Source organism: Moritella sp. 5 (assembly GCF_018219455.1).
Taxonomy (GTDB): domain Bacteria; phylum Pseudomonadota; class Gammaproteobacteria; order Enterobacterales; family Moritellaceae; genus Moritella.
Map to the genome: position 1 here is coordinate 1,432,252 of NZ_CP056122.1, position 12,978 is coordinate 1,445,229.

General features: G+C 37.9%; 15 protein-coding genes. 8 read left to right on the forward strand and 7 right to left on the reverse strand.

Annotation, left to right across the window (positions count from 1 at the left end; translation table 11 throughout):
- Positions 1-113 precede the first annotated feature (113 nt).
- The gene (locus HWV01_RS06515) at positions 114-1,562 is read right to left on the reverse strand and encodes a peptide MFS transporter (RefSeq protein ID WP_211674624.1); all 1,449 of its coding nucleotides are present in this window, start codon (positions 1,560-1,562) and stop codon (positions 114-116) included.
- Between the two features lie 324 nt (positions 1,563-1,886).
- Between HWV01_RS06515 and rfaH the strand changes: the two genes are divergently transcribed.
- A complete protein-coding gene (gene rfaH, locus HWV01_RS06520) occupies positions 1,887-2,396 on the forward strand; it encodes a transcription/translation regulatory transformer protein RfaH (protein ID WP_211674625.1) in 510 nt (169 codons plus the stop codon).
- 100 nt (positions 2,397-2,496) lie between these two features.
- Here rfaH and HWV01_RS06525 read toward each other — a convergent pair whose 3' ends face one another.
- On the reverse strand, positions 2,497-2,877 hold the full coding sequence (locus tag HWV01_RS06525) for a type IV pilin protein (RefSeq protein WP_211674626.1): 381 nt from the start codon (positions 2,875-2,877) through the stop codon (positions 2,497-2,499).
- A gap of 220 nt (positions 2,878-3,097) precedes the next feature.
- Between HWV01_RS06525 and glnS the strand changes: the two genes are divergently transcribed.
- Entirely contained in the window at positions 3,098-4,744 is a 1,647-nt protein-coding gene (glnS, locus tag HWV01_RS06530; protein WP_211674627.1) for a glutamine--tRNA ligase, read from the forward strand.
- Between the two features lie 128 nt (positions 4,745-4,872).
- Here the strand turns inward: glnS and fur are convergent, their stop codons facing one another.
- The 5 genes from fur to HWV01_RS06555 form a co-directional block, all read right to left on the reverse strand.
- Positions 4,873-5,298, reverse strand: a complete 426-nt coding sequence (gene fur, locus HWV01_RS06535) for a ferric iron uptake transcriptional regulator (RefSeq protein ID WP_211674628.1) — start codon at positions 5,296-5,298, stop codon at positions 4,873-4,875.
- Positions 5,299-5,666: 368 nt separating this feature from the next.
- Entirely contained in the window at positions 5,667-6,194 is a 528-nt protein-coding gene (gene fldA / locus HWV01_RS06540) for a flavodoxin FldA (protein ID WP_211674629.1), read from the reverse strand.
- 32 nt (positions 6,195-6,226) lie between these two features.
- A complete protein-coding gene (gene ybfE, locus HWV01_RS06545) occupies positions 6,227-6,499 on the reverse strand; it encodes a LexA regulated protein (RefSeq protein WP_211674630.1) in 273 nt (90 codons plus the stop codon).
- A gap of 36 nt (positions 6,500-6,535) precedes the next feature.
- Positions 6,536-6,751, reverse strand: a complete 216-nt coding sequence (locus tag HWV01_RS06550) for a DUF2788 domain-containing protein (protein WP_211674631.1) — start codon at positions 6,749-6,751, stop codon at positions 6,536-6,538.
- Positions 6,752-6,821: 70 nt separating this feature from the next.
- Entirely contained in the window at positions 6,822-7,589 is a 768-nt protein-coding gene (locus HWV01_RS06555) for an alpha/beta fold hydrolase (protein ID WP_211674632.1), read from the reverse strand.
- 170 nt (positions 7,590-7,759) lie between these two features.
- On the opposite strand from HWV01_RS06555, the gene seqA reads away from it, so the two are divergent.
- The 6 genes from seqA to HWV01_RS06585 all read left to right on the forward strand — a co-directional run bounded on the left by seqA (position 7,760) and on the right by HWV01_RS06585 (position 12,761).
- Positions 7,760-8,374 carry a replication initiation negative regulator SeqA gene (gene seqA / locus HWV01_RS06560; protein ID WP_211674633.1) on the forward strand — a complete coding sequence of 205 codons (615 nt, stop codon included), beginning with the start codon at positions 7,760-7,762 and terminating at the stop codon, positions 8,372-8,374.
- A gap of 102 nt (positions 8,375-8,476) precedes the next feature.
- On the forward strand, positions 8,477-9,496 hold the full coding sequence (gene btuC, locus HWV01_RS06565; protein WP_211674634.1) for a vitamin B12 ABC transporter permease BtuC: 1,020 nt from the start codon (positions 8,477-8,479) through the stop codon (positions 9,494-9,496).
- A 12-nt stretch (positions 9,497-9,508) separates the two neighbouring features.
- Entirely contained in the window at positions 9,509-10,324 is an 816-nt protein-coding gene (locus HWV01_RS06570; protein ID WP_249185463.1) for an ABC transporter ATP-binding protein, read from the forward strand.
- A gap of 41 nt (positions 10,325-10,365) precedes the next feature.
- Positions 10,366-11,310: a 1-aminocyclopropane-1-carboxylate deaminase/D-cysteine desulfhydrase gene (locus HWV01_RS06575; protein ID WP_211674635.1), complete on the forward strand. Its 945-nt coding sequence runs from the start codon at positions 10,366-10,368 to the stop codon at positions 11,308-11,310.
- Positions 11,311-11,442: 132 nt separating this feature from the next.
- The gene (locus tag HWV01_RS06580; protein WP_045111118.1) at positions 11,443-11,835 is read left to right on the forward strand and encodes a DUF2750 domain-containing protein; all 393 of its coding nucleotides are present in this window, start codon (positions 11,443-11,445) and stop codon (positions 11,833-11,835) included.
- A 53-nt stretch (positions 11,836-11,888) separates the two neighbouring features.
- Positions 11,889-12,761, forward strand: coding sequence for a 6-carboxytetrahydropterin synthase (locus tag HWV01_RS06585; protein ID WP_211674636.1), 873 nt, complete (start codon positions 11,889-11,891; stop codon positions 12,759-12,761).
- Positions 12,762-12,978: the final 217 nt, after the last annotated feature.

The following is a 12,978-nucleotide window of genomic DNA, read 5'->3' on the forward strand; positions in this document are numbered from 1 at the left end:
ACTTTTGGCTCACGGCTAACGATTTAATCCAGTTTATCACGAAAATCACAGATATAAAAAAACAGCCTCATGATGAGGCTGTTTTTACATTTATTTAAATTAGATTTTCAGTATTAAGCTGTTGCTGCAACTGGTTTTTGATTCGTCGTTTCTTCTTGCGTAATAACTTGACCTTCTGCGCCGTGCATCCAGTAAATTAGCTTGCGTGCTGATGCAAATAGGATCAGAGATGAAATCACAGCTGCTATTGCAATACCGCCAAAGATAGCCATTGGACCTGCTTCACCAATTTGCGCGCCAATCATACCAGCCACTTTATTTGCAATGGCGTTAAAGCCAAACCATGCGCCCATCATCAGTGATGCTAAGCGTAATGGTGCTAATTTAGTGATCATAGATAGACCGATTGGAGAAAGACATAATTCACCCATAGTATGGAAGAAGTACGCTCCAACTAACCAGTACATGCTTGTTTTAACGGTTAAGTCGCCACCTTGCTCTAATGTTGCAAAGATCATGAACATAAAACCAATCGCTAACATTAATAATGCCATTGCAAATTTAACGGGTGATGTCGGCTCTTTCGGGCCCATTTTCATCCAGATCATACTTACGATCGGTGCAAAGGTAATAATAAAGAATGGATTTAATGATTGGAACCAAGCAACAGGGACTTCAAAACCACCAATCATACGGTCTGTATAATCATTTGCGTAAAGGTTCATTAGACCACCGGCTTGTTCGAAACCAGCCCAGAAAATGATAACAAATAGTCCTAAAATTAAGATAACTTTTATACGATCAACTTCGATGGCCGTTAGTGTTGGCTTTTTACCTTTATTAGCAGTCAATTCTTTCTTCGCTGCAGCTTCAATACCAATATTACCTAAGTATTTATTAGCGAATAATTTTTGTAAGACAACGCTAAGTACCATAGCGATACCAGACATTAAGAAGCCATATTTGTAATTGCCGGTGTAAACAACGACAGCACCAACAAGGATACCAGACAAGAAAGCACCAATATTAATGCCCATGTAGAAGATAGTGAATGCACCATCACGACGATTATCGCCTTCTTCATACAGGTCACCAACCATAGTGGAGATGTTTGGCTTGAACAGGCCATTACCAGCGATGATGAATGCAAGGCCTAAATAAAGCCCAGCAGTAGGGCTGAGTGATAACGCTTCTACTGGTACGAATAATGCGAATTGGCCTAATGCCATTAATACGCCACCAATTAAGACACTTTTACGTTGTCCTAGGAAGTTATCTGCTAACCAGCCTCCAATGAGAGGAGTGATGTAAACTAAACCTGTGTATGTACCATAAAGAGAAAGCGCATCTGCTTGACTCCAACCTAAACCTGGAAGACCAGTTTGATAATTAGGATCGGTTAATAATGCAGCCGCTTGCTGGTCTTGGGTTATTGAAACAAGGAAGATAACGAGAATTGCACGCATGCCATAATAACTAAAGCGTTCCATCATTTCTGTACTGAATAAAAGGAATAAACCTTTTGGGTGACCCATAAATGTATCTGAATTATTAGGATTCATAATATCGCCTGTTTTGTATTTGTTTTTATATTTGTTTTTATATTTATAATTTTATGCTGATAAACTATCCATTATCAGGTTATTCATTCTTTTATATCCCTTTTACTAGTTGTTAACAAGCGTAAAAACCAATTATAAGAGGTCTGTCAACATAATCAGAGTATTTGTTCTATCCTTGTTTCGCGGGTGTTAACTGCATGTTGCCCTTGTTGTTGTTTATGGTTGTTATATATGCATTTAATTCAGATTTTAATTTAGACTTTAATTTAATATTTTTTGACGTAATATTAGAGGCGTTATCATGTTTAGGATTATCAAGTTTAAATGATGGAAACCAAAAAAGAGTGGTACTTACTGTACTGCAAAGGAAAGGAAGAAGTTAGAGCACAGGTTAATCTTAAAAATCAAGGTATTGAAAGCTTTTATCCAACGATGAAAATGGAAAAAAAAGTACGCAGTAAACTTGTATATAAAGATGTGGTTATTTTTCCTAATTATTTATTTGTTGAAATTGACACGCTGGCGGCTAATTTCAATAGTATTCGTTCTACCCGTGGGGTTATTGATTTTGTTAAGTGCGGTAAACATTATACCAAAGTACCTGCTAACTTGGTTGCGGAGCTAAAAGAAAAACAACAATGCCGAGATAAACCTGAAATTGAAGTCACCTTATTTACCGAAGGCGAAAAAGTGATTATTCAGGACGGTGCTTTTAAAGGTATTGAGGCTATTTATCAATGCAAAGATGGATTAGAACGTTCAATGCTGTTGATTAACTTAATCAACAACACGACGACAATGAGTGTTGCTAACGCTGAGATCAAAAATAAATAAGGACAATAAACAAGAAAAATAAATCAGAAAACCAGCTGTAATTCAGCATAAGCCCAGCCTTATTGTTTAGATAAGGCTGCTTTCTATATCCCTTCTTTTATTACCAACATACTTTCGGTAATCGCGTTAAATTATGGTCTAAACTCAATGTCCGACAATGGCTATCACTGCGTTGATTATCTATCGCTGTTGCAATCACTTGATACTGATTATTCGCTGTGATCTTTATGCTGTATTTATAAGTCTCACTACTAAGGTCAATCGATAAATGTCGCAATTCAATATATTCTTGATGCCGGCTATAATTATCGGTTTCTAATAAGCTAATTGCTGTTAATTTCATTTTGGCTTGATCACGATGTGTTGCTAGCATGTAGTGCTGGTAATTAGGTATCCCTATACTCGCTAAAATAGCCACGATGGCCACTGTTATAAGTAATTCGATTAATGTAAAACCGGGTGACATGGACCACTTATGCATACTATTTTCCGCTATTATTAAGTTATCCTGAGTCTAGGTAATAAATCTATAGCTGATGATGTTTTAAACAGTGTTGTGATAGTGATTGTATTAAGAGTAAGATTAATTCCCCCTGAGCAAGCCTAACTGACCCGCATTAGCATTTAGTTGTTGTGTCTGAGGCAATTTTGTTAGATCATTGTTCACTATTTTATTAAAAATTTACTGTTTGAGGTAAGGAATGAGTCAGGCTGAAGTACGCCCAACGAACTTTATTCGTCAGATTATTGATGAAGATTTAAATTCCGGTAAACATACTAATGTGCATACGCGTTTTCCGCCAGAGCCGAATGGCTTTTTGCATATTGGTCATGCCAAATCGATTTGTTTGAACTTTGGTATTGCTGACGATTACCAGGGACAGTGTAATCTACGTTTTGATGATACGAACCCAGAAAAAGAAGACATTGATTACGTTCATGCAATTCAAGAAGACGTAAAGTGGTTAGGTTTTAACTGGGATGGTGAAGTTCGCTATTCATCAAATTACTTCGATAAATTATTCGAATATGCAGTTGAATTGATTCAAGCGGGTAAAGCTTATGTTTGCTTCTTAAATGCAGAGGAAACACGTGAGTACCGCGGTACGCTGAATAAGCCGGGTAAAAATAGCCCATACCGTGAAACGAGCATTGACGAAAACCTCGCGTTATTTAATAAAATGCGTGACGCTGGTTTTGCTGATGGCGAATGTTGTCTACGTGCAAAAATTGACATGACGTCATCGTTCATGTGTATGCGTGATCCCGTTATCTATCGTATTAAACGTGCACATCATCACCAAACAGGTGATAAATGGTGCATTTATCCAATGTACGATTTCACGCATTGTATTTCTGATGCGATAGAAGGTATTTCTCACTCTATCTGTACATTAGAATTCCAAGATAACCGTCGTGTTTATGATTGGGTATTAGACAATATCTCAATTGATTGTCGTCCGCGTCAGTATGAATTCTCACGTTTGAATATTGAATATACGATGATGTCTAAGCGTAAGCTTAATGCATTAGTGACAGAAAACCATGTAAGTGGTTGGGATGACCCACGTATGCCAACAATTGCTGGCTTACGTCGTCGTGGTTATACCGCTGCGTCAATTCGTGAATTTTGTAAACGTATTGGTGTGACTAAACAAATCAATACGATCGAAATGGGTATGCTAGAAGCATGTATCCGTGAAGATCTTGAAGATTCAGCACCACGTGCAATGGCGGTTCTTGATCCGGTTAAATTAGTCATTACTAATTATTCAGAAAATCAAACCGAGCAATTAATTGCACCTGCACATCCTAAACTAGATATGGGTACTCGTACGTTACCATTTAGTCGTGAACTATTTATTGATCGTGCGGATTTCCGTGAAGAAGCGAACAAGAAATATAAACGTTTAGTATTAGGCAAAGAAGTTCGCTTACGTAATGCATACATTGTTAGAGCCGATGACGTTATAAAAGATGACGCGGGTAATATCATTGAAATTCACTGTACTTACGATGATGAAACACTTGGTAAGAACCCAAGTGATGGTCGTAAAGCTAAAGGTGTTATTCATTGGGTATCAGCTGCTGATGCTGTTGATGCGGAAGTACGTGTTTATGATCGCCTATTTAAAATAGAAGATCCTGCAAGTGTTGAAACATTAGAAGAAGCATTGAATGAAGAATCATTAGTTGTTATCAAAACAGCTAAAGTTGAACCAGGCCTTGTTGCTGCTCAACCTGCAAGCGCATACCAGTTTGAACGTGAAGGTTACTTCTGTGCAGACAGTAAAGATTCAACAGCGGATAAGCTTGTGTTTAACCGTACAGTGTCTTTACGTGGCTAAGTCTGTTTTATAGGACTCACGTAGCATCAAGGGATGATATTTGTTTCTTGGTGTTATTTAAAGGTAAAAAATACGCATAAAAAAAGGAGCTATAGCTCCTTTTTATTTATCTTATTTTTAGTGTGTAATTATTTATGATTACACTTGCCATCTAATGAACGGCCATACAAGTATAAACTGTGGGCTTGTAATGACATATCATTTTCTGCTGCAATTCCACGTTGACGATCTTCGATCAAGTCATCATGGAATTCAATTACGTGGCCACAGTCAAGACATACAAGGTGGTCATGGTGGTTTTGAGTAGCCAGTTCAAAAACAGATTTACCGCCTTCAAAATAATGACGAGTAACAATACCTGCATCATCAAATTGGTTAAGCACTCGATATACTGTCGCAAGCCCAATTTCTTCACCTTTACTGAGCAATTGTTTGTATAGATCTTCGGCACTGGTATGCTGACTGCTAGGGAGTTGTAATAATTCTAAAATTTTGATTCTTGGCAGGGTTATTTTTAATCCTGCTTTTTTTAATGCGGTTTTTCTATCAGTCATAACGTACTCATTTTTAAAATAGAGAAAAGTATATTTTCTTTACATTCCTCACTATTATATGACGAGACGCAAAAACAATAAACCTCATATTTGTTAAAGCGGGATTTAAATACAAAAATTTACGTATTAACCGAGCTTTTGTTTAGTCGAGTGTGACCCAAAGTGATTAAGCCTGATCTTAATATGTGGTATATGGCAAGCAGAAAAAGATAGCGTATGCTATGCATTCCTAAATGGGTAGATAGATAAATGAATGTTATTTAATTAGAATGGCTGTGTAATGGGGTTTTAGCTGGCGATGAAAGTAAAAGGTAAAGTAACGTGTATACGCCGTTTACCTTTTATTTATATAGTTTATAACTAAAAGATTAGTCTTCTAGTTCTGCAAGACACATTTCGCTGTGGATTTGGTTTACCCAAGCTTCAACACGTTCTGCTGTTAGTTCTGGTTGACGATCTTCATCAATACCTAAACCAACAAAGTGGTTGTCATCAGTGAGTGCTTTAGATGCTTCGAAATCATAACCTTTAGTTGGCCATTCACCGATTAATGTACCGCCTTTTGCTTCAACAACGTCACGTAGTGTGCCCATTGCATCAAGGAAGTACTCAGCGTAATCTTCTTGGTCACCACAACCAAAGATTGCAACTAGCTTGTCAGAAAAATCAATTTCTTCTAGTGAAGGCATGAAATCATCCCAATCACATTGAGATTCGCCATAATACCAAGTCGGAATGCCTAAAATTAATAGGCTGAACTCGTTAATATCTGTCGTTGTTGATTTTGCAATATCTTTAACATCAACAAGTTTTTTACCCAGTTGTTTCTGGATCATCTTAGCAACTACTTCAGTGTTACCAGTGTCACTACCAAAAAATAAGCCTACGCTAGCCATTCTTAAATTATCCTAATAGTTTTAATTTAAACTTATTTTGCTACATGTGTTTGCAGTAATTGTTGTATATATTCACTGCGCGTCATATTAGCACTTTTTGCTTTTATATTTAACATATCAAACAAGTCTTGTTCGACCTTTAATTCAATACGTTTGAATCCGTTAGCCTTGTCTCGGCTTAATTGGTTACGTTTATTCTGTTTCAACTGCTCTTTACGTGATAACGGATTGGTTTTGGGTCTACCAGCACGCTTTTCTTCAGCAAAAAGGTCAATCGTCGTTCTATCGAAACTTTCCTTTGCCACGTTATATTCGCCATTGCAGTTAATACTATGAGATTATTAAATCTGGGTTTCCCAGACAGTGATCAATACTTCTTTAAAAACAAAGCCAGCCATACCAAAGCAGAGTACAAACCAAACCGCTACACGTCCAAATTGAGGTACATTACCTTTTTTAAGTACGTCGTGAATTGCCATGCCGATTAAAAAAAACAGCGCAACAAAGAACAATTTAGTGCCGACAGATTCAATTAAGTCAATGTATTCATACAACATAACAATATTCACCTAAAGTACGTAACAGTATCTACTTAGAGTACGAACGTGCAAATATATCACAATGTGTCTAATGACTAAATAAAAAATCGACTATTATTTTGTTAAATATTGTCGGTTTTTCGGCATGTAACCAGTGACCTGTACCTTGTATTAACTTTGCTTTCGCTTGTGGAAAATATTTAGCAATAGCCGGTTTATGCTCATTGGTTATATAGTCAGAATTCATGCCTTTAATAAATAGCACTGGTTTATCATACTGTTTATTTACTTCTGGCCAGTCCGAAATAGCATCGTATTGAGATATAATTGTATCTAGCGCGTAGTAAAAATCAAATTTACCTTGCTCATTTTTATACAATCCTTTCAATAAAAACTGTTGAACACCTACTTCTTCTACATATTCGGCAAGCTTTGATTGTGCTTCACTACGTGTGGTTATATCGCCAAGTGGAATGTTTTTTAATCCAGCAAAGACATTATCATGTCGAGGGGGATAATTCACAGGAGCTATATCGGCTACCGCTAAACTGGTTACGCGGGTAGAAAAATTAAGCGCTGTTCGCATGGCGATCTTACCACCCATTGAATGACCGACTAGATGTGCTTGTTCGATCGTCAAATGATCCATGAGCTGAATAATATCATTTGCCATATCATCATAATGCATACTATTATGACGCATAGATAAACCATGGTTTCGAACATCAACCGCGATCACTTGATGATCCGTTTTTAATTGTTTAATTAGCATGCCCAAGTTTGTTGCACTGCCAAATAAGCCATGGATAACGATAACAGGATCACCCTGACCGTATATTTTGTGATTAAGTAACATATATTTCTCCGTAATTGTGGCTGATTCTACCGCAATAATTACGTCATTGTCGTGTATGAATCGTTGATAAATGCATCACAGAGGTAATATTTTTTCTATAAGCATAGAGAGAAATCTATTCACAAGGTATAATTAAACCAAATTTATAAGCAAGGATTTACTAGTTAAATATGAAGACGATTGAGCTTGAAGACGACCTATATCGTTATATTGCTAGTCAAACGAAAGATATTGGCGAAAGTGCATCAGATATTTTACGTCGCTTACTTGGTGTACCTGATAGTGACTGTGCAGATTTAACAAATGTTGAAGTATTGCCACAGCCTGTAGAGAACATCAACAGTGAGACTAAGCAAACGGTAACTAATTCACCGGCAGTAGTAGAGCCGACACCTGTATCTGCCCCGATTGTTGTAGAGCCAGAGATTGTCAGCCATTCTACGCTGCCAGCCAGTATCGCTAAGCTTATTAAAAATAAGAAATTTAAAGAAACGACTGTTTCGGTGACTAAGTTTATACAGATATTATCTGTCTTGTATGCAGAAAACCCGAAAGAGTTTGATAGTGCGACTGATATTAAAGGCCGTAAACGTATTTACTTTGCAAAATCGGAAAGTGAATTGTTAAGTGCTGGTAGTACGACCAAACCTCGTCATATTGAGAATACGCCATATTGGGTTATTACTAACACTAATACAGGTCGTAAACGTAATATCATTACACAACTCATGGCTGAAATGGGTTATACCCATGCGCTGATTGATGCTGTAAGTCAATCAATCTAATTCGCAGCCTCCTGACAGGGTATCTAAAATGTGCTTAAGCTTAACGCTGACATTATTTGAGATACCTTGTCTATTTTATCCTTCTATATCCTTTCTTAAATTATGATCGACCTGCTTAAGTTACAGCGTGCAAGTACACTAAAAAGTCGAAGCACTCTGATATTTTTATCTATTTCTCTTGTTGCCGTTATTTTAATTTCGCTTGCCTCAGGCCGTTTCAGTATTGGTGTTGATGATATTTTTAATGGTTTATCATCTTTACAGCAACAAGTGTTATTTGACCTACGTTTGCCACGTATTGTGACTGCAATTTTAGTTGGCGCTGCGTTAGCTGTTGCCGGTTGTATCTTGCAGGTGTTACTCGCTAATTCGTTAGCAGAGCCTGGTGTTATCGGCATTTCATCGTTTGCCAGTTTGTTTGCTGTGCTATCGATTGTCTTTCTTGAGACTTTGTTTCCACAGTGGGCGGGATTACAGCATTATATTTTACCATTATCGGCTTTTATCGGGGCAAGCTTAGTCACGTATTTACTTTATCGAGTGACAAAGAATAACTTACCCACCACCAAGATCTTATTACTTGGCGTTGCGATCGGTATCTTTTCTGGCGCGATTATGACTTGGCTGTTGTATTTTTCTGATGACGGCAGTATGCGACAAATGCTGTACTGGATGATGGGAAATTTAGCGTATGGATCCGAACTTATTTATATTGCCGTTATTCCTTTGAGTTTGAGTTTTTTGTGGATCATGTGCCGTATTGATGCGCTGAACCTTTTACAGTTTGGTGAACAGGGGGCATTTCAATCGGGTATTGATGTCCCTAAATTACGTATTCAGCTTATTTTATGTGTGGCAGTACTCACTGGCGTGTCGGTATCGATGGCGGGCGTAATTAGCTTTATTGGGTTAGTGATTCCGCATATTTTACGGATATTAGTGACGAGCCAATTGCGCTTTCTTGTACCTGCTTCAGCCTTGTTGGGCGCGATCTTTTTATTACTTGCAGATTTAATTGCGCGTAGTGTATTTGCAACCGCTGAGTTACCTGTAGGGGCGATCACGGCAAGCTTAGGCGCTCCTTTTTTCATCTATTTACTATTGCGCAAGCAAGTAGCATAACAACAAAGCACTATGGATAAATTAAAAAATACGATGGGGACATCTACAATATTAACGCTAACCAATGTTAACTATCAGCAGCGGTTACATGATATGAATGTATCGATAGATAAAGGGAGTTGTTTGTTTTTATTAGGGCCCAATGGCAGTGGTAAAAGTACATTACTTTCCATTTTAGCAGGTCATGAACAGGCATGCGAAGGCGCTTACTTATTAGCTGAACGTCCTATTTCGTCTTATCCTATTGCTGAGTTGGCTCGCCAGCGCGCTTGGTTACCGCAAGTATCTCCGCCACCTTTTGCCATTCCGGTTTATCAGTTTATTGCTTTGGGTTTACATCCTCTGGGTATTAGCCTTGAAGATGAACAAGCTTGTCGGGTGATAAATCAATTATTATCCCGATTAGATATAGCTAAGTTAGTTGAGCGTAATTGCGATCAACTGTCGGGTGGTGAATGGCAGCGTGTGCTTATTGCCCGTACATTAGTACAAGTATCACCGCTATTAAATCAGCAATCGATTTTATGTTTATTGGATGAACCATTAACAGGGCTTGATTTAAAGCATCAAATTGAAGTGTTACAGATGTTAAAAGAATTGTCAGAACAAGGTATTACGATTATTGCCTCTATCCATGATCTTAATCTCGCTCTTAATCATGCTTCTGAAGTACTGTTATTAAATGCTGGCACCGTTGTTGGGCAGGGCGCTGCGAATAAAGTGTTAACCGTAGATTCGATTAAACAAGTCTATGATGTTGATACCGAGATGCTAGCTGTTAATGGTCGCCAATTTATTGTTTCTGCAGCACTGCCTGCGTCTGTTTAACTCTTGCACCTTGAATCTAAGTTATAAACGAGGACACTGCCTTGGAATTACGTAATACACCTGTCGATGACATCAAATTTTTAAATCATCACGTTTACGTTAAACGTGATGATTTATTAGATGTGGCTTTTAGTGGTAATAAAGCACGCAAGTTTTACCATTTCTTGCAACAAGATTTATCACAGGTTGATATCTTAATTGGCCATGGTTCTGCGCAAGCTAATTCGTTATATTCTTTGTCTGTATTAGCCAAATTAAAGCAATGTCAGTTGCACTATTATGTTGATCACTTGCCTCAGTATTTGATTGATAATCCGCAAGGTAATTATCGTGCAGCGTTAGCACAGGGCGCTAAGGTTATCGTTGCTGACTCGAATAGCCTGTCTGTTATTGAGCATATACAGCAACAAGTACTACCGGCTTTAAAAACACAAGGTCAGAGCGTTGTTTTTATTCCTGAAGGTGGTCGCTGTCAATATGCGGAAACAGGATTAAAAATACTAGCCGATGAGATTATTGAGTGGGCTAAATCAAATTCGTATGCTGATATTCGTGTGGTGCTGCCTTCTGGTACTGGTACTACGGCGTTATTTTTGCAAAAACATTTGCCCTTTGAAGTACAAACTTGCGCTTGTGTTGGTGGTGATGATTATTTACAGCAGCAATTTTTTGAATTGTGTGCCGATGAATCATTACACCCAACGATTATCTCTACAGATAAAAAGTATCATTTTGGCAAACTTTATCTGCCTTTTTATCGTATTTGGTCCGAGCTAAAGCAAACCACTCATATTGAATTTGATTTACTTTATGATCCCTTGGCTTGGTTATGTTTGCAGCGTGAATTCATCGAAGACAATACGAATACAGAGGCACGACTTGAAAGTGCTGATAAACGCCCCATTCTTTATATACATCAAGGCGGATTGCAGGGCAATGAAACCATGATACCGCGTTATTTGCGCAAGCTGGAATTCGCTAAATAAAATTACCTCTGTTTAACTTTACTATTATTGGTATTTATTATTGGTATTTATTATTGCGCAGCGTACAATCCGCTGCTGCTTTATTACAAACATTATTTGAAACTGCCAATGGCCGTTTCTTGAGAGAAGATTATGACATTTAAAATTCATGACAAGCAAACTGCTGAAGCAGTTGAGAAATCACCTGAAGCGCGTTTCAACTATTTCGTTTTTCGTGCAGTTAAGTCTGAAGAAGTATGGACATTAGCAGATGCTAACGGTTTTGTTGTTAGCGAAGCGGAAGGCGAACGAAGCATCCCTGTTTGGCCACATGCCGAGTTTGCAAGTGAATGGATCCAAGGCGATTGGTCTGAGTGTCAGCCGCTTAAAATTGAGATGGGTGCTTGGCGTAACAGCTGGTTACCAGGTCTTGCTGCTGATGGCGTGGTTATCTCTGTATTTCCAAAAGCAGGTCAAGATGTAGTTGTTGTTGATAGTGAAGAACTGATTGCTTCATTTAAAGATGAATACGACGCACAAAAATAGCGCTAATCAATAATATAAATACCTATTTAGTTACCATAAAGGACAAAATTTAGATGAAACTATTCGTCAAAGATCTTACTGTTATTGATTCTTCAGTATTGGATTATTCACGTGGCATTATTGGCCAAAGCTGGCTAGTGGATATCGTTCTGCATGGTGACTTAAATGAACAGAGTATGATCCTCGATTTTGGTATTGTGAAAAAACTGATTAAATCGACTGTTGATGAACTGGTTGATCATAAATTGATTGTACCTGCTCATGCTAAATTTTGTGATGTGATGAGCGATGGTGCATTTACGTACGTTGATGCATGGCGTGAACACAGTGAGTCAATTCATTTAGCATGCCCTGATCAAGCATTTGCATTAATTCCTGCAGAACAAATTACGCTAGCGAATTTAGAGGCGTACTTAACTGAGCAGCTCATGCTACGTTTACCAAATAACGTGAAAAAGTTAGACGTTAAATTACGTGAAGAAAAAATTGATGGTGCAGAATACTGCTACAGCCATGGTTTACGTAAACACCTTGGTAACTGTCAGCGTATTGCACATGGTCACCGCTCTACAATTGAGATCTTGCGCAATGATGAGCGTGATCCTGCGCTTGAAGCGAGTTGGGCTGAACGTTGGAAAGATATCTATCTGGCGGAGCATTGCGATATGGTGTCGGTATCTGAAGTTTCACTTTCTCGCGCGGGTATGGCTGCATTAACGCCTGAGCATTATTGTTTTAAATATCAAGCGCCACAAGGCGAATTCCAACTTGCGATTAGTAAATCAATTGTTGAAATTATGCCAACAGAAACAACAGTAGAAAACATTGCACAATATATCGCGGATACATTAGCAAAAGATTGCAGTGATTCACTCACTGTATTTGCTTATGAAGGTGTCGGTAAAGGTGCCATTGCTTCAGCTTAATCGGCATTAGCAATTTATAATTTCTAAATTAAAGCCCATTACAAACTACACTAAGGTGTAGGGTGTGATGGGTTTTTTTATCGCTGCTATCTCGCGTTTAGGTCTGTTTTGGTATTGATTATTAAGTAGTTTGGGTATAGAACATGAACTATTACTGATAGTGAGTGTATTTATCTTTTTTTTTCACATAGTATTGAATAACTAAATTTTTTTAATG

Coding starts and splice junctions, on each gene's coding strand:
- HWV01_RS06585 (WP_211674636.1), top strand. CDS start 11,889: ATGAAACTATTCGTCAAAGATCTTACTGTTATTGATTCTTCAGTATTG.
- HWV01_RS06555 (WP_211674632.1), bottom strand. CDS start 7,589: ATGTTACTTAATCACAAAATATACGGTCAGGGTGATCCTGTTATCGTT.
- HWV01_RS06525 (WP_211674626.1), bottom strand. CDS start 2,877: ATGCATAAGTGGTCCATGTCACCCGGTTTTACATTAATCGAATTACTT.
- glnS (WP_211674627.1), top strand. CDS start 3,098: ATGAGTCAGGCTGAAGTACGCCCAACGAACTTTATTCGTCAGATTATT.
- HWV01_RS06570 (WP_249185463.1), top strand. CDS start 9,509: ATGGATAAATTAAAAAATACGATGGGGACATCTACAATATTAACGCTA.
- HWV01_RS06550 (WP_211674631.1), bottom strand. CDS start 6,751: ATGTTGTATGAATACATTGACTTAATTGAATCTGTCGGCACTAAATTG.
- rfaH (WP_211674625.1), top strand. CDS start 1,887: ATGATGGAAACCAAAAAAGAGTGGTACTTACTGTACTGCAAAGGAAAG.
- btuC (WP_211674634.1), top strand. CDS start 8,477: ATGATCGACCTGCTTAAGTTACAGCGTGCAAGTACACTAAAAAGTCGA.
- HWV01_RS06580 (WP_045111118.1), top strand. CDS start 11,443: ATGACATTTAAAATTCATGACAAGCAAACTGCTGAAGCAGTTGAGAAA.
- HWV01_RS06515 (WP_211674624.1), bottom strand. CDS start 1,562: ATGAATCCTAATAATTCAGATACATTTATGGGTCACCCAAAAGGTTTA.
- seqA (WP_211674633.1), top strand. CDS start 7,760: ATGAAGACGATTGAGCTTGAAGACGACCTATATCGTTATATTGCTAGT.
- fur (WP_211674628.1), bottom strand. CDS start 5,298: ATGACTGATAGAAAAACCGCATTAAAAAAAGCAGGATTAAAAATAACC.
- fldA (WP_211674629.1), bottom strand. CDS start 6,194: ATGGCTAGCGTAGGCTTATTTTTTGGTAGTGACACTGGTAACACTGAA.